This window comes from Enterobacter sp. JBIWA008 (assembly GCF_019968765.1).
Taxonomy (GTDB): domain Bacteria; phylum Pseudomonadota; class Gammaproteobacteria; order Enterobacterales; family Enterobacteriaceae; genus Enterobacter.
Genome location: NZ_CP074149.1, coordinates 3,761,975 through 3,784,209, shown reverse-complemented (window position 1 = coordinate 3,784,209; position 22,235 = coordinate 3,761,975). Strand labels below are relative to the sequence as shown.

General features: G+C 56.2%; 22 protein-coding genes, 5 tRNA genes and 1 pseudogene. 18 read left to right on the top strand and 10 right to left on the bottom strand.

What is annotated here, in order from left to right; all coding sequences use genetic code 11:
* Window positions 1-46 precede the first annotated feature (46 nt).
* The 5 genes from gutM to srlA all read right to left on the bottom strand — a co-directional run bounded on the left by gutM (window position 47) and on the right by srlA (window position 3,156).
* Window positions 47-406: a transcriptional regulator GutM gene (gutM, locus tag KGP24_RS18270; RefSeq protein WP_223561368.1), complete on the bottom strand. Its 360-nt coding sequence runs from the start codon at window positions 404-406 to the stop codon at window positions 47-49.
* A 61-nt stretch (window positions 407-467) separates the two neighbouring features.
* Entirely contained in the window at window positions 468-1,247 is a 780-nt protein-coding gene (srlD, locus tag KGP24_RS18265) for a sorbitol-6-phosphate dehydrogenase (RefSeq protein ID WP_223561367.1), read from the bottom strand.
* Window positions 1,248-1,261: 14 nt separating this feature from the next.
* Complete coding sequence (srlB, locus tag KGP24_RS18260; RefSeq protein WP_223561366.1) at window positions 1,262-1,624, bottom strand: PTS glucitol/sorbitol transporter subunit IIA; 363 nt, start codon at window positions 1,622-1,624, stop codon at window positions 1,262-1,264.
* Between the two features lie 12 nt (window positions 1,625-1,636).
* Window positions 1,637-2,596: a PTS glucitol/sorbitol transporter subunit IIB gene (locus KGP24_RS18255; protein WP_063144185.1), complete on the bottom strand. Its 960-nt coding sequence runs from the start codon at window positions 2,594-2,596 to the stop codon at window positions 1,637-1,639.
* Entirely contained in the window at window positions 2,593-3,156 is a 564-nt protein-coding gene (srlA, locus tag KGP24_RS18250) for a PTS glucitol/sorbitol transporter subunit IIC (RefSeq protein ID WP_023333189.1), read from the bottom strand. Before srlA ends, KGP24_RS18255 begins: the two co-directional genes overlap by 4 nt.
* A gap of 252 nt (window positions 3,157-3,408) precedes the next feature.
* Here srlA and mltB point away from each other — a divergent pair, with 252 nt between their 5' ends.
* The 18 genes from mltB to luxS all read left to right on the top strand — a co-directional run bounded on the left by mltB (window position 3,409) and on the right by luxS (window position 16,974).
* Window positions 3,409-4,509: a lytic murein transglycosylase B gene (mltB, locus tag KGP24_RS18245; RefSeq protein WP_223561365.1), complete on the top strand. Its 1,101-nt coding sequence runs from the start codon at window positions 3,409-3,411 to the stop codon at window positions 4,507-4,509.
* 259 nt (window positions 4,510-4,768) lie between these two features.
* Window positions 4,769-5,422, top strand: a complete 654-nt coding sequence (locus KGP24_RS18240) for an ATP-binding cassette domain-containing protein (protein WP_223561364.1) — start codon at window positions 4,769-4,771, stop codon at window positions 5,420-5,422.
* Entirely contained in the window at window positions 5,419-6,267 is an 849-nt protein-coding gene (locus KGP24_RS18235) for a metal ABC transporter permease (RefSeq protein ID WP_194401186.1), read from the top strand. Before KGP24_RS18240 ends, KGP24_RS18235 begins: the two co-directional genes overlap by 4 nt.
* Window positions 6,268-6,281: 14 nt before the next feature.
* Window positions 6,282-7,160 (top strand): metal ABC transporter substrate-binding protein, encoded by an 879-nt coding sequence (locus KGP24_RS18230; protein ID WP_223561363.1) that lies wholly within the window; start codon window positions 6,282-6,284, stop codon window positions 7,158-7,160.
* A 130-nt stretch (window positions 7,161-7,290) separates the two neighbouring features.
* Complete coding sequence (gene pncC, locus KGP24_RS18225) at window positions 7,291-7,788, top strand: nicotinamide-nucleotide amidase (protein ID WP_023308944.1); 498 nt, start codon at window positions 7,291-7,293, stop codon at window positions 7,786-7,788.
* 89 nt (window positions 7,789-7,877) lie between these two features.
* Window positions 7,878-8,936 carry a recombinase RecA gene (recA, locus tag KGP24_RS18220; RefSeq protein ID WP_023308943.1) on the top strand — a complete coding sequence of 353 codons (1,059 nt, stop codon included), beginning with the start codon at window positions 7,878-7,880 and terminating at the stop codon, window positions 8,934-8,936.
* A 68-nt stretch (window positions 8,937-9,004) separates the two neighbouring features.
* Window positions 9,005-9,505 carry a recombination regulator RecX gene (recX, locus tag KGP24_RS18215; protein WP_223561362.1) on the top strand — a complete coding sequence of 167 codons (501 nt, stop codon included), beginning with the start codon at window positions 9,005-9,007 and terminating at the stop codon, window positions 9,503-9,505.
* A gap of 131 nt (window positions 9,506-9,636) precedes the next feature.
* Window positions 9,637-12,264: an alanine--tRNA ligase gene (alaS, locus tag KGP24_RS18210; RefSeq protein ID WP_223561361.1), complete on the top strand. Its 2,628-nt coding sequence runs from the start codon at window positions 9,637-9,639 to the stop codon at window positions 12,262-12,264.
* Between the two features lie 241 nt (window positions 12,265-12,505).
* Entirely contained in the window at window positions 12,506-12,691 is a 186-nt protein-coding gene (csrA, locus tag KGP24_RS18205; RefSeq protein ID WP_000906486.1) for a carbon storage regulator CsrA, read from the top strand.
* Window positions 12,692-13,033: 342 nt separating this feature from the next.
* Window positions 13,034-13,126 (top strand) — tRNA-Ser (locus KGP24_RS18200).
* Between the two features lie 4 nt (window positions 13,127-13,130).
* Window positions 13,131-13,207 (top strand) — tRNA-Arg (locus tag KGP24_RS18195).
* 64 nt (window positions 13,208-13,271) lie between these two features.
* Window positions 13,272-13,348, top strand: a tRNA-Arg gene (locus tag KGP24_RS18190).
* Window positions 13,349-13,377: 29 nt separating this feature from the next.
* Window positions 13,378-13,454 (top strand) — tRNA-Arg (locus KGP24_RS18185).
* Window positions 13,455-13,482: 28 nt separating this feature from the next.
* Window positions 13,483-13,559: transfer RNA gene (locus KGP24_RS18180), tRNA-Arg, on the top strand.
* A gap of 126 nt (window positions 13,560-13,685) precedes the next feature.
* Window positions 13,686-14,252 (top strand): fructose-1-phosphate/6-phosphogluconate phosphatase, encoded by a 567-nt coding sequence (yqaB, locus tag KGP24_RS18175; RefSeq protein WP_223561360.1) that lies wholly within the window; start codon window positions 13,686-13,688, stop codon window positions 14,250-14,252.
* Complete coding sequence (locus KGP24_RS18170) at window positions 14,249-14,677, top strand: YqaA family protein (protein ID WP_008499541.1); 429 nt, start codon at window positions 14,249-14,251, stop codon at window positions 14,675-14,677. The genes yqaB and KGP24_RS18170 overlap by 4 nt, the downstream gene beginning before the upstream one ends.
* Window positions 14,678-14,760: 83 nt before the next feature.
* Window positions 14,761-16,305, top strand: coding sequence for a glutamate--cysteine ligase (gene gshA, locus KGP24_RS18165; RefSeq protein WP_223561359.1), 1,545 nt, complete (start codon window positions 14,761-14,763; stop codon window positions 16,303-16,305).
* A gap of 153 nt (window positions 16,306-16,458) precedes the next feature.
* Complete coding sequence (luxS, locus tag KGP24_RS18160; RefSeq protein WP_008499539.1) at window positions 16,459-16,974, top strand: S-ribosylhomocysteine lyase; 516 nt, start codon at window positions 16,459-16,461, stop codon at window positions 16,972-16,974.
* 34 nt (window positions 16,975-17,008) lie between these two features.
* Here the strand turns inward: luxS and KGP24_RS18155 are convergent.
* From KGP24_RS18155 to KGP24_RS18135, 5 genes and pseudogenes are all read right to left on the bottom strand, one after another.
* Window positions 17,009-17,205: pseudogene (locus tag KGP24_RS18155) on the bottom strand (2-isopropylmalate synthase); the annotation flags it as partial.
* Window positions 17,206-17,290: 85 nt separating this feature from the next.
* Complete coding sequence (emrB, locus tag KGP24_RS18150) at window positions 17,291-18,838, bottom strand: multidrug efflux MFS transporter permease subunit EmrB (protein WP_223561358.1); 1,548 nt, start codon at window positions 18,836-18,838, stop codon at window positions 17,291-17,293.
* 16 nt (window positions 18,839-18,854) lie between these two features.
* On the bottom strand, window positions 18,855-20,027 hold the full coding sequence (emrA, locus tag KGP24_RS18145) for a multidrug efflux MFS transporter periplasmic adaptor subunit EmrA (protein ID WP_223561357.1): 1,173 nt from the start codon (window positions 20,025-20,027) through the stop codon (window positions 18,855-18,857).
* Window positions 20,028-20,153: 126 nt separating this feature from the next.
* A complete protein-coding gene (gene mprA, locus KGP24_RS18140) occupies window positions 20,154-20,684 on the bottom strand; it encodes a transcriptional repressor MprA (protein ID WP_023308933.1) in 531 nt (176 codons plus the stop codon).
* A 313-nt stretch (window positions 20,685-20,997) separates the two neighbouring features.
* The gene (locus KGP24_RS18135; RefSeq protein ID WP_223561356.1) at window positions 20,998-22,182 is read right to left on the bottom strand and encodes an MFS transporter; all 1,185 of its coding nucleotides are present in this window, start codon (window positions 22,180-22,182) and stop codon (window positions 20,998-21,000) included.
* Window positions 22,183-22,235: the final 53 nt, after the last annotated feature.

The window sequence follows — 22,235 nt, the reverse complement described above, 5'->3', positions numbered from 1 at the left end:
GGTTGCGAAATGATAATTTCGCAAGACTATAGCTTTCACAACGAAATTATCCATGTTTCAGATTAAGCGCTAATGATAGTGCATTCTGACAGAGTGGATCATGGGGAAAGATCACATCAGGCCGTAATTCCTGCAGCGAAATGCCGTTGATTGCCTGGATTTTCGCCGGACGGGCAAACACCGTCATGCCGCGCATGATGAGTGAATCGCAGACGTTATTGTTTTCATCCAGCGCAACGGCGACGACCACGCGCGGTTTAAAGCGTCCGCCGGAACGTCCGACCCCGACGCGACCTTTCTGGCACAGGGCGTCAAACGCGCGGTTAAACTGGTGGATTTGCCAGCCGCCGAACGCCATCTGGCAGATCCAGGCGAGGGCGGCAACGGTGATGAGTGCGGTGACCATATCGGCTCCTTGTTTTATCCCCTCTCCCTGTGGGAGAGGGTGAGGGCATCTGCCCACTCGTTCAGAACATTACCTGCCCGCCGGTGACGTTAATCGACTGCCCGGTGCAGTACGAGGCTTTCGGGCTGGCGTAAAACAGCAGCATGTTCAGCACGTCCTGATAATCGCACCCGCGCTTGAGCGGCACTTTATCGATGTAGTACTGTTCCACTTCTTCCGCTTTGATGCCGAGCTTGGTGGCATACTGCGGCAGCAGGGACTGGAACATCGGCGATTTCAGCAGATTGCCCAGCATCAGAGAGTGAACGGTAATGCCGTATTCGGCCAGGTCCAGTGCCAGAGACTGCGTCAGCCCCACGCCGCCAAACTTCGCCGCGCTGTAGCCGGAGTTGTGCTTGCTGCCCACTTTCCCTGACTTGGAGTTGATCTGAATGATGCGCCCCTGAATGCCGTCGCGGATCATCAGACGGGAAAACTCGCGGGCGCAGAGGAAATAGCCCACCAGATTGACCTGCAGCGAGCGGTCAAAATCTCCCAGTTCGAAATCGCTAATAAAGGCCGCTTTCGCAATCCCCGCGCTGTAGACCAGCAGGTCGGTACGCCCAAAAATCTCGTCCACGCCGCGGGCCAGCGCCATCACGCTCTGCTCGCTGGTGGCGTCGGCGTCAAACCCGTACGCCATCCCTTCGCCAAACTCGGTGTTAATGGTATCCGCCACGCGGGCGGCTTTTTCACTCTGAATGTCCACGACCGCCACGCGGTAGCCCTCTGCGGCAAGCCCACGGCAGAGGAACTCGCCTAAGGTTTGTCCCCCACCAATGACAACGGCAACCTGACTCATGTGATTCTCCTTAATTACGCAACAAATTTTAACGTGCAGCCTGGGGTGACAGCCTGCGGAACCGGGCCCGCCACGTGAACCGTGCCGGGGTATTCCGCCTGCGGCTGGCCGTCGAAACGCAGGGTGATGTGGCCCAGCTCGCGCAGGTTTTGCTCGGCCACATCGCCGACGGCGGTCACGGCATAGCGCGCCTCGCCCAGCTCCAGCTGGCTCCCGGCCTTCAGTTCACCCTTCAGCTCGCCGTGGCAGTGGATAAAACAAAACTCTTCGATATCCGCAGGCGCCCCTTCGCGGAAGGTGATCAGCATCTGGTCGCTCAGCGCGTCGGCCGCACTCTGGCCGATGCGGGTAATGGTGGTCTGGTAAATGATGGTCATCGCAGGAACCTCTTATTGATAAATAAAGCCGGAGACAAACCAGGCAATCAGCACCGTCGGCGCGCCCGTCAGGAAGCGGCTGACCAGTACGGACGGCACGCCCACGCGCACGGTGTCCTGGCGCGCTTCGGCCAGCGACAGCCCAACGGGGATGAAATCGCACGCCGCCTGGGCGTTAATGGCAAACAGGGCGGGCAGGGCGAGGTGCGGAGGGATGTTCCCCAGACCAATCTGCACGCCAATCAGCACGCCGATGACCTGGGCGATCACCGCGCCCGGGCCGAGGAACGGCGACAGCAGCGGGAAGGAGCAGATCAGCGCCAGCGTCACCAGCCCGAGCGGATGGCTGGCGAGCGGGGCGAGGCCGTGGGCAATCCAGTCGCCCAGGCCGGACGCCATGATGATGCCGATCAGCGCCGAGACGAACGCCATAAACGGCAGGATGGTCTTCAGCACCGTGTCGATGGTGTCGCGCCCGGACTGGAACAGTACCGCCACGGCGGAACCCATGCCCATCCCGACCTTCGCCAGCAGGCCGTCGCTCTGCTCGGTGATTTTCTTGCTGGTGTCGTACTCGCGCGGGGCCGCTTTTTGCGGCGCGGGAGTCCCGTTCACCAGCGTGATGTTGTCCTCCTTCACGCCTGAGACATAAATGTCCTCAAGGATGTACTGCGCCAGCGGGCCGGATTTTCCGGTGGAGTGAATATTCACCGTTGGAATGCGGCGCTTCGGATAGATACCGCAGCGCAGCGTGCCGCCGCAGTCGATCACCGCCACGCCGATTTCCGCTTCCGGCGGTTCGCCCTCCTTGAAGCCGTCGACCGCTTCCCAGCCGGTCAGCTCGCGCAGCCTGTCGACGATCGCCGGGCGTGTACCCGCGGTGATGTAGACGATCTTTTTGCCTTCGGTGGCGTCGAACTCCAGCGGGCCGCCCCAGCCGCCCGTGCCTTTCTCAATGCGGATCCGGTTCATGCTGTGGCTCCTGAAAGATGGACTTTCTGTTCAAGCTGGATGCCCATTTTTTTCTCAAAAATGGCGGTGGTGAGGTCGGTCACCCAGCCGCGGAAGAAGTTGGTGACCAGGCCGACCAGCAGGTAGCTCACCGCCAGCGGGCCGAGCGGCAGGCCAAGGGTGGTGAGGCCGCTGGCGATCCCGAGATAGACAAACAGTTCGCCGGGGTTGATGTGCGGGAACAGGCCGTTCATGGAATGGCAGCTGTAGGAGGCGGCGGCGTAGTAGCTCGGCTTGTACTTTTCCGGCATGAAGCGGCCGAGGCTTAAGGTCATCGGGTTGCAGAACACGAAGGTGCCGATGAACGGCAGTACCAGGTAGCGGGACAACGGATTCCCGGCACAGCGCTGGGCGAAGCGTTCAATGCGCTGCTGGCCGATAAAGTTGATCAGCGCGTTCATGATCACCAGCAGGCTGATCAGCAGGGGCAGGATCCCGGTCACCATGCCGGTGAACACTTCTCCGCCTTTCTGAAACAGCCCGATGAACCACTCGGCGCCGTGGGTGATGGTTTCTATCATTCTTCTCTCCTGTGGGGCTTTATTGTTTTTGTCTGGCTGGGCTAATAATAATCACTTTGAAAGGTTTTAAAGTGTTAATTAGATCTCACAATGAAAGAAAAATGGATTATTTTGAAAGTTAATTGATGGGGGCAATGATTTTCGGTGGAAAAAAGGGCGGATTTGCGTGGGGGAGGTGCGTACCGCTTCCTTGAGGTGTTGGGGATGCTTTACCATACTGGGTTCTTATCGAACCCGTTAAATGGATGTCTCATGTTCAAGCGTCGTTATGCAGCGCTGTTGCCTGCGCTTATTCTGCTGTCTGCCTGTAGTAGCAAACCTAAGACCGAAGCCGTTCAGCAAACGGCGGGCGCGCCTTCCGGAGGATTCCTGCTGGAGCCGCAGCACAATATGATGCAGATGGGCGGCGACTTCGCGAATAACCCGGCGGCCGAGCAGTTCATCGATAAAATGGTGAGCAAACACGGCTTTGACAGACAACAGCTGCACGAAATTTTGTCTCAGGCGAAGCGTCTGGACTACGTGCTGCGCCTGATGGACAGGCAGGCGCCGACGGCCCAGGCGCCGAGCGGGCCGAACGGCGCGTGGCTGCGCTACCGTAAACAGTTTATTACCCCGGACAACGTGCAAAACGGCGTGGCGTTCTGGAATCAGTATGAAGATGCGCTCAACCGGGCGTGGCAGGTCTACGGCGTACCGCCGGAAATCATCGTCGGGATCATCGGTGTGGAAACCCGCTGGGGCCGCGTGATGGGTAAAACCCGCATTCTGGATGCGCTGGCGACGCTCTCCTTTAACTATCCGCGCCGCGCGGAGTATTTCTCTTCCGAGCTAGAAACCTTCCTGCTGATGGCGCGCAACGAGCAGGACGATCCGCTCGATCTGAAAGGGTCGTTTGCCGGTGCAATGGGCTACGGCCAGTTTATGCCGTCCTCCTATAAGCAGTACGCGGTCGACTTTAACGGCGATGGTCACATTAACCTGTGGGATCCGGTGGATGCCATCGGCAGCGTGGCGAACTACTTCAAAGCGCACGGCTGGACGCCGGGCGGCCAGGTTGCGGTGCAGGCGAACGGCGAAGCGTTTGGCCTGGAAAATGGATTCAAAACCAAATACAGCGTTGCGCAGCTGACGGCGGCAGGCTTAACGCCAACGCAGCCGCTGGGCAATGTTGATCAGGTGAGTCTGCTGCGTCTGGACGTGGGAACCGGCTATCAGTACTGGTACGGCATGCCGAACTTCTACACCATCACCCGTTATAACCACAGCACTCACTATGCGATGGCCGTATGGCAGCTGGGGCTGGCGGTATCGCAGGCCCGCGTGCCGGCTGTGTCACCGTTTAGTCAGTAAGTCACCTTATTCCCCCCCTCTCCCTGTGGGAGAGGGCACCCGCGCGCACCTATTTCCCGCAGAAACATTTCGCCACACTCCCTTTTCAAACCCGCCATTTACATCTTAACTGCCTTTTATTATTGTTATGTTATAACATTTGATTTGGTGTCGAAATGTCAACGTCCCTTTTTTCTCTGTCTGCTCTGGTTCGGCTTTTGCTGGCGCTGGTGTTGGTTGTCTTTATCGGGCTGGCCGTGCGCTGGGCGGTGATATTGCCATGATTGTGATGAATGAACTGGTCGCGGGTTATGAACGTCAGCCCGTTACGCGGCCCCTCTCGGGCACCATTGAGCGCGGAAGCATGACCGCCATTATCGGCGCTAACGGCTGCGGGAAATCCACGCTGCTGAAAACGCTGGCGGGGTTCATTCCTCCCGTGCGCGGCGGCTTTCGCTGGCAGGGGAAGCGCCCGGTAATCGGCTGGCTGGCGCAGCGTCACGCGCTGGAGGCGCAATTTCCGCTGACCGTACAGGACGTCGTAAGCATGGGCTGCTGGCCGGGCATTTCGCTGCTTTCCGGGTTTCGCCGCGAAACGCGATTGCGCATCAGGAGCGCGCTTGAGCGCGTCGGGCTGGAGTCGATGGCGTTATCCACCATTGATGAGCTCTCCGGCGGCCAGTTTCAGCGCATGTTATTTGCCCGCGTGTTAGTGCAGCAGGCGCCGCTGGTGATGCTGGATGAACCCTTTACCGGAGTCGATGAAGCCACCTGCAGCGTGTTGATGGATTTAATGCTGGAGATGTATATGCAGGGGCAAACGCTGCTCGCGGTACTGCACGACAGCGAACGCGTGTCGCGCCATTTCCCGCAGACGTTACGGCTGGATGCTGACGTCCCAGAATGGAAAACCGAGCGGGTGAGGGTGGCATGATCTGGCATCTCTTTTTTCAGCCGTTTATTGAGTACGGCTTTATGCGTCGCGCGCTGGTGGTTTGCCTGGCGCTCTCCGTCAGCACCACCGCGCTCGGCGTATTTCTTCAGCTGCGTCGGATGAGCCTGATGGGCGATGCCCTTTCTCACGCCATTTTACCGGGTGTCGCCGTGGGGTATTTGCTCAGCGGTATGTCGCTGCTGGCGATGAGTATTGGCGGTTTTATCGCGGGAATTACCGTGGCGCTGCTGGCCGGTCTGGTCAGTCGACGCACGCCGCTGAAAGAAGATGCCAGCTTTGCCGGGTTTTATCTTGGCTCGCTGGCGCTGGGCGTCACGCTGGTGTCGCTTCGCGGGTCGAATGTCGATCTGCTGCATCTGCTGTTTGGCTCTATCCTCGCCGTGGACAACGACGCCGCGCTGTTTGTCACGGGCGTTTGTATGTTCACCCTTATCACGCTGGCGCTGTTTTATCGCGGGCTGGTCACAGAAGCGTTTGATACCGCCTGGCTACAGGTGAACGCCCGCTGGCTGCCTGGGCTGCTGCACGGACTGTTTCTGGCGCTGCTGGTCCTTAACCTGGTAGCCGGTTTTCAGGTGCTCGGCACGCTGATGGCCGTCGGGCTGATGATGCTTCCGGCCGTGGCGGCACGCTGCTGGGTGCGCACGTTACCTGCCTTACTCCTGATGGCGGGGATAAGCGGTATTTTCTGCGCATGGCTGGGATTGAGCCTCTCCTGGGCGATGAGTTTACCGGCCGGGCCGTCCATCGTGCTCACCGCCAGCACGCTGTTCTTTATCTCTGTTTTATTCGGCACACGCAGCAGGCTGCGCGTGCTTTTTTAACGCAAGGGGAAACGATGAAACGTACAGGATTTGTAGTGGCGCTCGCGCTGGGGATGATGTCGCACGGCGTGATGGCGAAAACGCTGAATGTGGTGACCAGCTTTTCGATACTGGGGGACATCACCCAGGAGGTAGGCGGTGACCATGTGAAGGTGACAACGCTTGTGGGGCCGGACGGCGATCCGCATACCTTCGAGCCGTCGCCGCAAGACAGCGCGGCGCTGAGCAGGGCTGATGTGGTGGTGGTTAACGGCCTGGGGCTGGAGGGCTGGCTTGATCGTCTGGTAAAAGCCTCGGGGTTCAAAGGGCAGTTGGTCGTCGCCTCAACCGGGGTGAAAACTCACACGCTTGAGGAAGATGGAAAGACCGTTACCGATCCGCACGCGTGGAACAGCGCGGCGAACGGGGCGCTCTATGCACAAAATATCCTGAACGGGCTGGTGAAAGCGGACCCGCAGGACAAAGCCGCGCTGGAAGCCTCCGGTAAACCGTACATCGCGCAGCTTAGCCAGCTGAATAACTGGGCCAAAACGCGCTTTAGCCAGATCCCGCCGGCGAAGCGTAAAGTGCTGACCAGCCATGACGCGTTCGGCTATTTCAGCCGCGCTTACGGCGTGACGTTTATGGCGCCGCAGGGGCTGTCCTCCGAGAGCGAAGCCAGCGCGGCGCAGGTCGCTGAGATTATCAATCAGATCAAAGCCGACGGCGTGAAAACCTGGTTTATGGAAAATCAGCTCGATCCGCGTCTGGTTAAACAGATTGCGTCGGCGACGGGCGCGCAGCCTGGGGGTGAGCTTTACCCCGAAGCGCTGTCGGCAAAAGGCGGGGTGGCAGACACCTACGTTAAGGCGTTTCGCCACAATGTGAACACCCTTGCTGACAGCATGAAATAATATCTTCCACTGCCGGGGCGCCTGCTCCGGCTTTTTTCTGAAGCCCCCTCGTAAAACCTGAAGTGCATCCCCACATCTGACGAGAAAGTGCTATCTTGTGCAGCACGTTTTTCTGATGCCAGGAGCGAGAATGACTGACCATGAATTGATGCAGCTTAGTGAGATCGTTGGCCTTGCACTTAAACAGCGTGGTGCGACAATCACCACCGCGGAATCCTGCACCGGCGGCTGGGTGGCGAAAGCGATTACCGATATTGCCGGCAGTTCCGCCTGGTTTGAACGCGGTTTTGTGACCTACAGTAACGAAGCTAAAGCACAGATGATTGGCGTGCGTGAATCCACGCTTGAACAGCATGGTGCGGTCAGCGAACCGGTGGTGATCGAGATGGCCATTGGCGCGCTCAAAGAGGCGCGGGCAGATTACGCGATTTCCATTAGCGGTATTGCGGGCCCGGACGGCGGCAGCGACGTGAAGCCTGTCGGCACCGTCTGGTTTGGGTTCGCCACGTCCAAAGGGGAAGGGATCACCCGCCGGGAGTGCTTCAGCGGCGATCGCGAAAGCGTGCGTCGTCAGGCAACCGTTTATGCGTTAAAAACGCTCTGGCAACAATTTCTACAAAATACTTGATACTGTATGACCATACAGTATAATTGCACCAACAGAACAGAAATCCACGGTGAAGCACAGTCGCTTCTCCCGGCATGACAGGAGTAATAATGGCTATCGACGAAAACAAACAGAAAGCGTTGGCGGCAGCACTGGGCCAGATCGAAAAGCAATTCGGTAAAGGCTCCATCATGCGCCTGGGTGAAGACCGTTCCATGGATGTGGAAACCATCTCCACCGGTTCGCTTTCTCTGGATATCGCGCTGGGCGCTGGCGGTCTGCCTATGGGCCGTATCGTAGAAATCTACGGGCCAGAGTCCTCCGGTAAAACCACGCTGACGCTGCAGGTGATTGCCGCGGCACAGCGCGAAGGTAAAACCTGTGCGTTTATCGATGCCGAGCACGCGCTGGACCCTGTTTATGCCCGCAAGCTGGGCGTGGATATCGACAACCTGCTGTGTTCTCAGCCGGACACCGGTGAGCAGGCGCTGGAAATTTGTGATGCGCTCGCGCGTTCTGGTGCCGTTGACGTTATCGTGGTCGACTCCGTTGCGGCACTGACGCCAAAAGCCGAAATCGAAGGTGAAATCGGTGACTCTCATATGGGCCTCGCGGCACGTATGATGAGCCAGGCGATGCGTAAGCTGGCGGGTAACCTGAAGCAGTCCAACACGCTGCTGATCTTCATCAACCAGATCCGTATGAAAATTGGTGTGATGTTCGGTAACCCGGAAACTACTACCGGTGGTAACGCACTGAAATTCTACGCCTCTGTCCGTCTGGATATCCGCCGTATCGGCGCGGTAAAAGAGGGCGAGAACGTAGTCGGTAGCGAAACCCGCGTGAAGGTTGTGAAGAACAAAATCGCCGCGCCGTTCAAACAGGCTGAGTTCCAGATTCTCTACGGCGAAGGGATCAACTTCCTCGGCGAGCTGGTTGACCTGGGCGTGAAAGAGAAGCTGATTGAAAAAGCGGGCGCCTGGTACAGCTACAATGGTGACAAGATTGGTCAGGGTAAAGCGAATGCGATCTCATGGCTGAAAGAGAACCCGGCTGCGGCGAAAGAGATTGAGAAGAAGGTACGTGAGCTTCTGCTGAACAACCAGGACTCCAAACCTGATTTCGTGGTGGATGCCGCGGATGCTGAAGAAACTAACGAAGACTTTTAATTCTCTCGTTTAAAAATGAAGGGCTGCTGATGCGGCCCTTTTTGCATTTCTGAATCAGCAGGTTTTTTATGAGTGAACCGACAACACGTCGACCCGCGTATGCACGCTTACTGGACCGCGCGGTGCGCATCCTGGCCGTTCGTGACCACAGTGAACAGGAGCTGCGGCGAAAACTGTCGGCTCCGTTGATGAGTAAAAACGGGCCGGAAGAGATTGATGCCACCGCGGAAGATTATGACCGCGTGATTGCCTGGTGCTATGAGCATCGTTATCTCGATGACGAGCGTTTTGCCTCGCGGTTTCTCGCCAGCCGCGGCCGTAAAGGATATGGGCCCGCGCGCATCCGGCAGGAGCTGAACCAGAAAGGGGTGGCCCGGGAGTCCATCGAAAAAGCGATGCGCGAATGTGATATTGACTGGTGCGAGCTGGCCAGAGAACAGGCGATTCGCAAATACGGCGAACCTCTGCCGAGTGAATTTTCAGAAAAAGTCAAAATCCAGCGCTTTTTGCTCTACCGCGGCTTTCTGATGGAAGATATTCAGGATATCTGGCGTAATTTTGCCGATTGAACGCATGCGGGATTTTACTTCCCACTAAAGAAAACTTATCTTATTCCCACTTTTTCCAGTAGCTGGTCTGTCCAACGGTTTACCGATACAGGCTGGCTACGACATTTCGTTAGCTTGATTTCAGGATAATTATGAGCAAGAGCACCGCTGAGATCCGTCAGGCGTTTCTCGATTTTTTCCATAGTAAGGGACACCAGGTTGTTGCCAGCAGCTCCCTGGTACCGAACAACGACCCGACTTTACTGTTTACCAACGCCGGGATGAACCAGTTCAAGGATGTGTTCCTTGGTCTCGACAAGCGTAATTATTCCCGCGCCACAACCTCACAGCGTTGCGTGCGTGCGGGCGGTAAACACAACGACCTGGAAAACGTCGGTTACACCGCGCGTCACCATACGTTCTTCGAAATGCTGGGTAACTTCAGCTTCGGCGACTATTTCAAACACGATGCCATTCAATATGCGTGGGAACTGCTGACCGGTGAAAACTGGTTCAACCTGCCGAAAGAGCGTCTGTGGGTTACCGTCTATGAAACCGATGACGAAGCCTACGAAATCTGGGAAAAAGAAGTCGGGATCCCGCGCGAGCGTATTATTCGCATCGGTGATAACAAAGGCGCGCCATACGCGTCTGACAACTTCTGGCAGATGGGTGATACCGGCCCTTGCGGTCCGTGCACCGAGATCTTCTACGATCACGGCGACCACATCTGGGGTGGCCCTCCAGGCAGCCCGGAAGAAGACGGCGATCGCTACATTGAGATCTGGAACATCGTCTTCATGCAGTTCAACCGTCAGGCCGACGGTACGATGGAGCCGCTGCCGAAGCCTTCCGTTGATACCGGTATGGGCCTGGAGCGTATTGCCGCGGTTCTGCAGCACGTTAACTCCAACTACGAAATTGACCTGTTCAGCACCCTGATCAAAGCCGTTGCGGAAGTTACCGGCGCGACCGATCTGAACAACAAATCGCTGCGCGTTATCGCGGACCACATTCGTTCCTGTGCGTTCCTGATTGCCGACGGCGTTATCCCGTCGAATGAAAACCGTGGCTACGTGCTGCGTCGTATCATTCGTCGTGCCATCCGTCACGGCAACATGCTGGGCGCGAAGGACACCTTCTTCTATAAACTCGTTGGGCCACTGATTGGCGTGATGGGTTCAGCCGGTGATGAGCTGAAACGCCAGCAGGCGCAGGTTGAGCAGGTTCTGAAAACCGAAGAAGAGCAGTTTGCTCGTACGCTGGAGCGCGGTCTGGCGCTGCTGGACGAAGAGCTGGCGAAACTCAAGGGCGACACGCTGGATGGTGAGACCGCTTTCCGCCTGTACGACACCTACGGCTTCCCGGTTGACCTGACGGCGGACGTTTGCCGCGAGCGCAACATCAAAGTTGACGAAGCGGGTTTCGAAGCCGCGATGGAAGAGCAGCGTCGTCGTGCACGTGAATCCAGCGGTTTTGGTGCAGACTACAACGCGATGATCCGCGTTGATAGCGCGTCTGAATTCAAAGGTTATGACGCGCTGGAACTGACCGGCAAAGTGACCGCCCTGTTTGTTGACGGTAAAGCCGTGGACAGCATCAGCGCGGGCCAGGATGCGGTTGTCATTCTGGACAAAACGCCGTTCTACGCCGAATCAGGCGGTCAGGTTGGCGATAAAGGCGAACTGAAAGGCAACGGTTTCAGCTTTAGCGTCAGCGACACCCAGAAATACGGTCAGGCGATTGGTCACCAGGGCAAACTGGTTTCCGGTTCTCTGAAAGTGGGCGAGGGCGTACAGGCTAACGTAGATGAAGCTCGCCGCGCGCGCATTCGTCTGAACCACTCTGCAACCCACCTGATGCACGCTGCCCTGCGCGACGTGCTGGGTACCCACGTTGCGCAGAAAGGTTCTCTGGTTAACGACAAAGTGCTGCGTTTCGACTTCTCGCATTTTGAAGCGATGAAACCGTCTGAAATCCGCGCGGTGGAAGATCTGGTGAACGCGCAGATCCGTCGTAACCTGCCAATCGAGACCCACATCATGGAGCTTGAGGACGCGAAGAAAAAAGGTGCGATGGCGCTGTTTGGCGAGAAATATGACGACCGCGTTCGCGTGCTGAGCATGGGCGACTTCTCTACTGAACTGTGCGGCGGTACGCACGCATCGCGCACCGGTGACATCGGCCTGTTCCGCATCGTTTCTGAATCCGGTACGGCTGCAGGGGTGCGTCGTATCGAAGCGGTGACCGGTGAAGGTGCGATTGCCAGCCTGCATGCGCAGAGCGATCAGCTGCACGACATCGCGCAGCTGCTGAAAGGTGATAGCCAGAACCTGGGCGAGAAAGTACGCGTTGCGCTGGATCGCACGCGTCAGCTGGAAAAAGAGCTGCAGCAGCTGAAAGAGCAGGCTGCGGCGCAGGAGAGTGCAAACCTCTCCAGCAAGGCTGTAGACATTAAGGGCGTCAAACTGCTGGTCAGCGATCTGGCGGGCGTTGAGCCTAAGATGCTGCGTACTATGGTCGACGATCTCAAGAACCAGCTTGGTTCTACCGTTATCGTGCTGGCAACGGTGGCAGAAGGTAAGGTTTCTCTGATTGCGGGCGTCTCTAAGGATGTGACTGACCGCGTAAAAGCAGGGGAACTGATTGGTATGGTCGCTCAGCAGGTGGGCGGCAAGGGGGGCGGTCGTCCGGACATGGCGCAAGCCGGTGGTACGGATGCGGCGGCACTTCCGCAAGCTTTGGCCAGCGTTGAAAGCTGGGTAAGCGCGAAACTGTAATAACTACAAAGCACAAGCAGACGCCATAGCGGTAACGTTATGGCGTCTTGTTCACTGTGCTATCGATAACGATAAAGTCAGGTTGAGTTTGTGTATATCGGCTAAACTTACGTTTAACAGAATGTGATGCCGTGACTGCTTACACTTTACGTGTTTGTCATCGCTTACTTTTTGGCGTTATATGATGGATAATGCCGGGATACAAGAGACCCGACTCTTTTAATCTTTCAAGGAGCAAAGAATGCTGATTCTGACTCGTCGAGTTGGTGAGACCCTCATGATTGGGGATGAGGTCACCGTGACAGTTTTAGGGGTAAAGGGTAACCAGGTACGTATTGGTGTTAACGCCCCTAAAGAAGTATCTGTCCACCGTGAAGAGATCTACCAGCGTATCCAGGCTGAAAAATCCCAGCAGTCCAGTTACTGATATTGTTGCGTCTCGCTGTCGGGCGAGACGCAACCCTCCCGCTATTTTTCCTGCTCAAAGTTACCGTTTAATTTCAATCGCTCTCTTTTTAACCACTCCTTTGCCCTTTACTCGTCTCAACACCGCCATTTCTGCACATGTTTTCTGTGAAGATGTCTGCAAAATCTGCTTATAAAACACCCTCTTTGTGGCTTTTACATGCGAATTGCGTGTGATTTGTGCAAACGATAAAAGCTTTTGGAAAATTGTTTGACTTATAAGTCCCAGAAAGTAATATATGCGCCACGCAGCGACGAGAAGCTCTTAATGAGTTGCTCGAAGCACTCGAAAGAGGCGTTGTGTGGTGAGGTGGCCGAGAGGCTGAAGGCGCTCCCCTGCTAAGGGAGTATGCGGTCAAAAGCTGCATCCGGGGTTCGAATCCCCGCCTCACCGCCATTTTGCATCCGTAGCTCAGCTGGATAGAGTACTCGGCTACGAACCGAGCGGTCGGAGGTTCGAATCCTCCCGGATGCACCATCTATTACTTCATATTGCTTTAGAAGTGATATGAATATCGAGCAGTACAGTAGTAAATCCCGATGCATCCGTAGCTCAGCTGGATAGAGTACTCGGCTACGAACCGAGCGGTCGGAGGTTCGAATCCTCCCGGATGCACCATTTACTATTTCTGAAAGCAGTACCCTGATGCATCCGTAGCTCAGCTGGATAGAGTACTCGGCTACGAACCGAGCGGTCGGAGGTTCGAATCCTCCCGGATGCACCATTTACTGTTTCTAAAAGCATTTCCCGATGCATCCGTAGCTCAGCTGGATAGAGTACTCGGCTACGAACCGAGCGGTCGGAGGTTCGAATCCTCCCGGATGCACCATCTCTTCTTGTCATTCCCCTCAATGTTTAGTTCTTAATCACTCTCGTTGTTATCACTTCGCAATCAGCGACAAAAACCACCATTTACGATAAAGTAATGCTTTGTTAATCGTTTAGCGAGAGCACGATGTACGCACAGTATGACGGTTTGATCTTCGATATGGACGGCACTCTCCTGGATACCGAACCCACGCATCGTCAAGCCTGGACTGACGTCCTGGGCCGCTACGATATGCGTTTCGATCTTCAGGCGATGATTGCCCTCAACGGATCCCCCACCTGGCGTATTGCACAGGCCGTGATTGAACTGAATCAGGCCGATCTCGACCCGCATCTGCTCGCGCGCGAAAAAACCGATGCGGTAAAAGCAATGCTTTTAGATACCGTACGTCCTCTGCCGTTGATTGATGTGGTAAAGGAGTGGCACGGGCGCCGCCCGATGTCGGTAGGAACAGGCAGCGAAAGTGCGATTGCTGAGGCATTACTCAACCATCTTGGCCTGCGCCACTATTTTTCAGCCGTGGTCGCCGCCGATCATGTTAAAAATCACAAGCCCGCACCGGATACCTTCCTGCTCTGCGCAGAATTAATGGGCATCCCGGCGGCAAAATGCGTCGTGTTTGAAGATGCTGATTTCGGTATCCAGGCCGCGCGTGCTGCGGGAATGGATGCGGTGGATGTGCGCTTACTGTGAGTGACGCGCTGTCACTCGCCTCATTATTCGCCAGCAGCTTTTTAAGCGCCACGCTGTTACCGGGAAATTCGGAAGTGGTGCTGGTGGCGATGCTGTTGTCCGGCGTGAGTCAGCCCTGGCTACTTGTATTAATAGCAACAATGGGTAATAGCCTTGGAGGGCTGACTAACGTTATTCTTGGGCGCTTCTTTCCGCTTCGCGAAAAATCGCGTTGGCAGGAAAAGGCAGTCGGCTGGCTAAAACGCTATGGCGCTGCCACGCTGTTATTAAGCTGGATGCCTGTAATAGGCGATTTACTGTGTCTGCTGGCGGGATGGATGCGCATCTCCTGGGGACCGGTGCTCTTTTTTTTGTGCCTTGGCAAGGCGTTGCGCTATGTTCTTGTGGCGTGGGCAACACTACAGGGTATGACGTGGTGGCACTAATTGGTGGAATGAATACGCGACCTTCAATCGTCAACCATTACAATTATGCTGAGTAACATTACTTTGACAGGCGGGAGGTCAATTTGATCCCGGACGTATCACAGGCGCTGGCCTGGCTGGAAAACCACCCTCAGGCACTGAAGGGTATTCAGCGTGGCCTTGAGCGTGAAACGCTGCGCGTAAACGCGGACGGTAGCTTAGCGACGACGGGTCACCCGAAGACGTTAGGCTCGGCGCTGACACATAAATGGATCACTACCGATTTCGCTGAAGCACTGCTGGAGTTTATCACTCCGGTGGACGGTGATATTGATCATATGCTGACGATATTGCGCGACATCCATCGCTACACCGCCCGTAATATGGGCGATGAGCGTATGTGGCCGCTCAGCATGCCCTGCTATATCGAGCAAGGGCAGGAGATTGAGCTGGCGCAGTATGGCACGTCGAATATCGGTCGACTGAAAACGCTTTATCGCGAGGGTCTGAAGAACCGCTACGGCGCGTTGATGCAGACGATCTCGGGCTTGCATTACAACTTCTCGCTGCCAATGGCGTTCTGGCAGGCGAAATGCGGTGAAACGGATAAAGACGCGATCTCTGAAGGTTATTTCCGCCTGATCCGAAACTATTACCGTTTCGGCTGGGTGATCCCGTATCTGTTTGGTGCTTCCCCGGCGATCTGTTCTTCGTTCCTGCAGGGGAAACCGACCACGCTGCCGTTCGAGAAAACCGAGTGCGGAATGTACTATCTCCCGTACGCCACCTCTCTGCGCCTGAGCGATCTCGGTTATACCAATAAATCGCAAAGCAATCTCGGTATTACGTTTAACGAATTGCACGAATATGTGGCAGGATTGAAGCGGGCGATCAAAACCCCGTCGGAAGAGTACGAGAAAATCGGCCTCGAAAAAGACGGCAAGCGCCTGCAAATCAACAGTAATGTACTGCAGATCGAAAACGAGCTGTATGCGCCTATTCGTCCTAAGCGCGTAACGCGCAGCGGTGAAACCCCGTCGGATGCGCTGCAGCGCGGCGGGATCGAATACATTGAAGTGCGCTCGCTGGATATTAACCCGTTCTCACCGATTGGCGTTGATGAGCAGCAGGTTCGCTTCCTGGATCTATTTATGGTCTGGTGCGCGCTGGCGGATGCGCCGGAAATGAGTTCAGACGAACTGCTCTGTACCCGTACAAACTGGAATCGCGTGATTCTGGAAGGACGTAAACCGGGTCTGACGCTGGGTATCGGCTGCGAAACGGCACAGTTCCCGCTGAAGGAAGTCGGCAAAGATCTGTTCCGTGACCTGAAGCGTGTTGCCCGGACGATGGACAGCATCGATGGCGGCGACGCATATCAACAGATTTGCGACCAGCTGGTGGAGTGCTTTGATAACCCGGAACTGACGTTCTCAGCGCGTATTCTGCGTTCTATGATCGATCAGGGCATTGGCGGCACGGGACGTTCACTCTCAGCGGAGTACCGTGAGATGCTGATGCAGGAGCCGTTAGAAATTCTGAGTGAAGCAGATTTTGCCGCGGAACGCGATGCGTCCGTGGTGCGTCAGAAAGAGGTTGAAGCGGCGGATACCGAGTCGTTTGAGGCGTTTCTGGCGAAGCAGGCTTAAGCAGAAAAGAAAAAGGCCACATCGCTGTGGCCAAAATATACATCTCTGAATTCAGGGATGATGATAACAAATGCGCGTCTTTCATATACTCAGACGTGCATTCTGTGGAAGAGTTCAGTTTATTTTAAAAAAAATCACTATCGGAGGTGACGTATGCCGTTATTAGATAGCTTTACTGTCGACCATACCCGTATGGAAGCACCTGCAGTACGCGTGGCTAAGACCATGCACACCCCGCACGGCGACACGATCACCGTCTTCGATCTGCGTTTCTGCGTGCCAAATAAAGAAGTGATGCCGGAGAAAGGCATTCATACCCTGGAACACCTGTTCGCTGGTTTCATGCGCGACCATCTGAACGGCAACGGCGTTGAGATCATCGACATCTCTCCGATGGGCTGCCGTACCGGTTTCTACATGAGCCTGATTGGCCAGCCAGAAGAGAAACGCGTCGCTGATGCGTGGAAAGCGGCGATGGAAGACGTGCTGAAGGTGAAAGAGCAGAACCAGATCCCTGAGCTGAACGTTTACCAGTGCGGTACTTACCAGATGCACTCTCTGGAAGAAGCGCAGGAAATCGCGCGTCACATCATCGAGCGTGATGTTCGCGTGAACAGCAACGAAGAGCTGGCCCTGCCAAAAGAAAAACTGCAGGAACTGCACATCTAGTGCACCTTTTCCCTCTCCCTCAGGGAGAGGGTAGGAAGCCCCAGCCCAGCAGCAGATCCCAGAACTGCAGCTTGCGGGTGCAGTCCATCGGCTCGGCAAGGGCCTGGTTGCCGTCGCGTAAGTCGGTTGAGAGCCAGCGCGGCGCGCGGGTGATGCGTTGCTCCGGCCAGCGGCAAGCGGACAGGGAAGCGTGGGATAGGGTTGGTACTTGTCGGCGGGTGTGTTCAGCATGATGCGCTCCCGTTGTCTTTTCACTATCGTGAATTGATTTCAGGAGCGCTGCTTTATCGAAACTTCGCGTTCTGGACAACGCGAATTAGTGCGCGCCACCGCCGCCGCTACCGGCGCCAAACGGGGGTTTAGCAAACCACACCAGCCCCAGCAGGACGATAAAGATCCCCGCCGATATCCAGAAAATCTCATTTGCCGAGATAATCAGGCCCTGATTGGTGATCTGCTGGGCAATCCAGCCGGACGCCTGCTGTTCCGTCATACCCATTCCCTGAAGCTGGTTGTACATCTCCCGGGCGTTCGGGTTGAACGGGTTCACCGCTTCGGTCAGCTGGGCATGGTGCATCGATTCACGGTTCGTCCACAGGGTTGTTGTGATCGACGTACCAATCGAACCCGCCAGCGTTCGGGTAAAGTTCGACAGGCTTGATGCGGCCGCCATGCGCTCAGGCGGCAAACCGGAAAGCGTGATGGTGGTCAGTGGCATAAAGAAACACGCCACGGCAAAGCCCTGAATAAACTGCGGCCACGCGGACGCGCCAAAGTCCATTCCCGGTTCGAACGTGTACGCACGCCAGTAGAAGCACACGGCGTACATGATAAAGCTGAACGTCACCAGCCTGCGCATGTCGAGCTTGTGGGCGAAGCGGCCAATAATCGGCGACAGCAGAACTGGAATCAATCCAACCGGCGCCGAGGCTAAACCAGCCCAGGTTGCGGTGTAGCCGTATACCTCCTGCAAAAGCTGCGGCAGCAGTACAATCGCGCCGAAGTAGAGCATGTAGGCGAGGCTGATACACAGGCAGCCTATGGTGAAGTTTCGCGACTTAAACAGCGACAGGTCGACTATCGGGTTATCGTCCGTCAGCTCCCAGACAATCAGGAAGCTCAGCGACACCACTGCGACAATCGTCAGGATGATGATCTCCCTGGAGTTGAACCAGTCCAGCTCTTTGCCCTGGTCGAGCATGACCTGCAGGCTACCGATGCCGACAACCAGCAGTGCCAGACCAATGGCGTCGATACGCCGCTGTTCCGTCCGGGTTTCTCTGCCGCGCAACGACTGGAGCGTCATCATTACCACGACGGCGCCAATCGGTACGTTGATAAAGAAGATCCAGCCCCAGTGGTAGTTGTCGCTGATATAGCCGCCTAAGATAGGTCCGCAAATCGGCGCAACAATCACGGTCATCGACCACAGCGCCAGCGCAATCGAGCGCTTGGCAGGCGGATAGTTGTTCAGCAGTAAGCTCTGCGACAGCGGAATCAACGGCCCGGCCACAATCCCCTGAATAACGCGGAAGAAAATCAGCATCGTCAGGCTGCTGGACATGCCGCACGCCCAGGAGGCAAGAACGAACAACACCGTTGACCAGAGGAACAGCTTCACTTCACCGACGCGCTTTGCCAGCCAGCCGGTAATCGGAATGGAGATGGCGTTTGCCACCCCAAAGGAGGTAATAACCCAGGTCCCCTGGCTCAGCGACGAGCCAAGGTTACCGGCGATGGTCGGGATCGCCACGTTTGCGATGGTGGAGTCCAGCACCTGCATGAATGTCGCCAGCGACAGCGCGATGGTCATAATGACCAGCTGCGCGCCTTCCAGCGGTTTTTGCGGCTTTTGCTGTTGCATAACGCTCACCTTCGGATTAACCGGCGTTTGCCTTCACGATGTCATCGATCAGCTTGTTGACCGGATCGAGGCTAATTTCACGGGCGTTGCTTTCATAAGCCGGGCTGCTGCGCACCTGGCTTGCCAGGATCTGACCGTCGCGGTTGGCGGTGTCGACCGTCACCAGCGTAGAGAGGCCGATACGCAGCGGGTGATCCGCCAGCTGTTTGGCATCCAGTTCAATACGCACAGGCAGACGCTGAACCACTTTGATCCAGTTACCGGTGGCGTTTTGTGCAGGCAACAGGGAGAAGGCGCTCCCGGTCCCCATATCCAGACCAACCACTTTCCCGGTGTACTTCACGTCATCGCCGTAGATGTCGCTGACAACCGTTGCGGACTGGCCGATACGCATATGGGCAAGCTGCGTCTCTTTAAAGTTGGCATCGACCCACAGGTTATCTGCCGGCACGACCGCCATCAGCGGCGTGGTTGGGCTAATCTGCGCCCCTGGCTGAACGGAACGACGGGAGACATAGCCGGTCATCGGGCTGACGATTTTGGTACGCTGCAGGGCAAGCCACGCGTTGCGCACTTCTGTCGCCGCCTGCTGTACGGCAGGCTGGTTTTCCAGGCTGGTGCCCAGCACCATCGCCTGGTTGGCGTTGTATTGCTGAATGGCGACATCCAGCTGGGCCTGCGCGCTGGCAACCGCGTCGCGGGCGTGCTGCAGCTCTTCACGGCCAATCAGGTTGGCGGTGCCAAGCGGAACGCGGCGGTTCAGGTCGCTCTGCGCCTGCGCCAGTGCCGTTTTCTGCACGTCGATGTTGGCCTGCAGCTGTTTGCTATTGATCATCAGCTGGCGGGTCTGACGGACGCTGGAGGCCAGCGCGGTCTGCGCTTTTTCAAACGCCTGCTGGGCGTCGGTTGGATCGAGGGTTACCAACACATCGCCTTTTTGCACAAAGTCGGTATTGTCAGCCCAGACTTTCGTCACGCTGCCCGACACCTGCGCCATAATTTGTACCTGGTTCCCTGCCACGTACGCGTCGTCAGTCTCTTCAGCATGACGTAGTACTAAAAACCAATAGATCCCATATGCCACGGCAATAATGATAAAGAGCAAGGTCAACAGAAGAAGGGCGCTCTTACGTTTGCCTTTCTTGTTGGCCGGTTGCTGCGGGGGGGTTGTCTCCGCATTTGCGCTCATTGTTGTTCTCCACGATCTTCTTATTTTCACATCGGCTGAGCCGACCTGTTGTCAGAAAGGCCAGCAGTGTGACGTGCTGGCCTGTCGGTTTTCTTATGAATCTGGAATGGTGAGCGTGTCGTCGCGTTAGCGCAGCGCCTCAAGAACGGCGCCGTCTTCATCCATCTGGTCCAGACGGGTGAGCAGCTTGCGAGTGATGTGCTCAAGCTGGTCGCGCTCGGCAGTGCTGAGAGCGGACCAGAGTTTGTGCAAGCAATTGTGCTGAGGTGGCAGCACCTCGCGCAGGAACTGGTGACCTTTATCGGTCAGTTGCAGATGCAGGCAGCGGCGATCGTTATCGCTTTCACGGCGCTCAATCCAGCCACGCTTTTCGAGTTCATCGGCAATACGGGTCGCATTAGTACGGGAGGAACCCAGCGCGCAGCTTAGTTCGGAAGGCTGAATGCTGTGATTTTCCTGAGACTCCAGCGTAATCAACGCCATAAACAACGTCTCGTTAATCCCTTGAGCTTTCAGCATTTTATTACGGTTTTCCAGTAGCTTACCCTGCATGTGCATGCACAGGCGAGTCAGCAGGATTTCCTGATATGGGAAGTCCTCATGGCGACTGGCGCGGAATTTAAGCATTTGTTCAATGGGCGTAAACGAACTATCCATTTGGGCATAACCTCATTAATTACAGCCGATATAGTAACGATAGTGACAAATAATGTAAATGAATTATTTGCGCGATTGTATTCGCCAGGCTTATGTCACTATCAGAAAGCGCCGGGTAAGTCCGTGACCCGGTGAGCACAGAGAGCATAGGGTGTGAACCCGTAGAAGAGAGGATGTGAGGACGGGGGTCTGAACTATTCATACCGATTGTAAATATGTCACCCACATTAAAATTTCTGGGATAAATGATTGCGTTTACATTAGCAGAGTGAAGGGCCTCTTAACACCCTAAGAGGCCAACGCAATGTAAATCTTAGTGAATTGCATCCTGACGATGGTAGCCGCGCCACCATACTAGCAGGTTAAGGGTGGCGACGATGGCCCCAATCGCACATACCCCCGACCAGCCTGCATGCTGCCACGCTGACGCTGAAATTAGCGAACCCGCAGCGCCGCCAATGAAGTAGCTGGTCATGTATCCGGCCGTCAGGCGGTTACGCGCCTCTGGCTTCACGCGATAGATGACGGTCTGATTGGTGATGTGAACGCCCTGTACGGTGAGATCGAGCACCAGGATACCGACGATCAGCGCCAGCACCGAGATGTGCCCGTACAAGATCGCCGCCCAGGAGAGCAGAAGTAAAACCAGCCCTGCGGAGGTGGTCAGGTGAGATTTGCCCTTGTCGGCCAGCCCGCCTGCGGGACGCGCGCCCAGTGCGCCTGCGGCACCGGCCAGGCCGAACAGACCAATCACCCCTTCAGAATAATTGAACGGCGGCGCGGCCAGCAGAAACGCCATCGACGTCCACAGGATGCTGAAGTTAGCGAAGGTGAAACAGCCCAGCAGGGCGCGGGTGCGCAGAAGCTTATCCTGAGTGAACAGGCTGAAAACGGAGGCCAGCAGCTGCGGATAGTTCAGATGATTTTCCTGCTTCACCTTCGGCAGCCCGCGCCACAGCGCCAGCGCCATGACGACCATCAACACGCTCGCCACCCAGTATACGGTGCGCCAGCCGCCGAGGCTTGCCAGCAGCCCGGCGACGGTTCGCGCCAGCAAAATCCCCAGCAGCAGGCCGCTCATGATGGTGCCCACAACCTTGCCGCGTTTTTCCGGGGAAGCGAGGGTCGCGGCGAGCGGTACAAGGATTTGCGCCACCACGGAGAACAGCCCCGTTAGCGCGGTGCCGACGATCATCATCGTTAACGACTGGCTGCTGGCGGTGATCAGCATCCCACCGGCGGCCAGCAGCGTCATCGAAACGATCAGCATCCGGCGCTCAAACATATCGCCGAGCGGCACCAGGAACAGCAGCCCGGCGGCGTAGCCAAGCTGAGCAGCGGTAACGATAAAGCCAGCGGAGCTGGCAGAAAGATTGAACGCGCGGGCGATGGTGTCGAGAAGAGGTTGCGCGTAATAGTTGCTGGCGACTGCCAGACCCGTTGCCACGGACATTAAAAGGATGAGTGCCGGGCTAAGCCCTTGAGTTGTTTTTGTCATTAGTTTCAGGAATCGTTAGTTGAGTGATTATATTTCCGGAAACCATAATAACC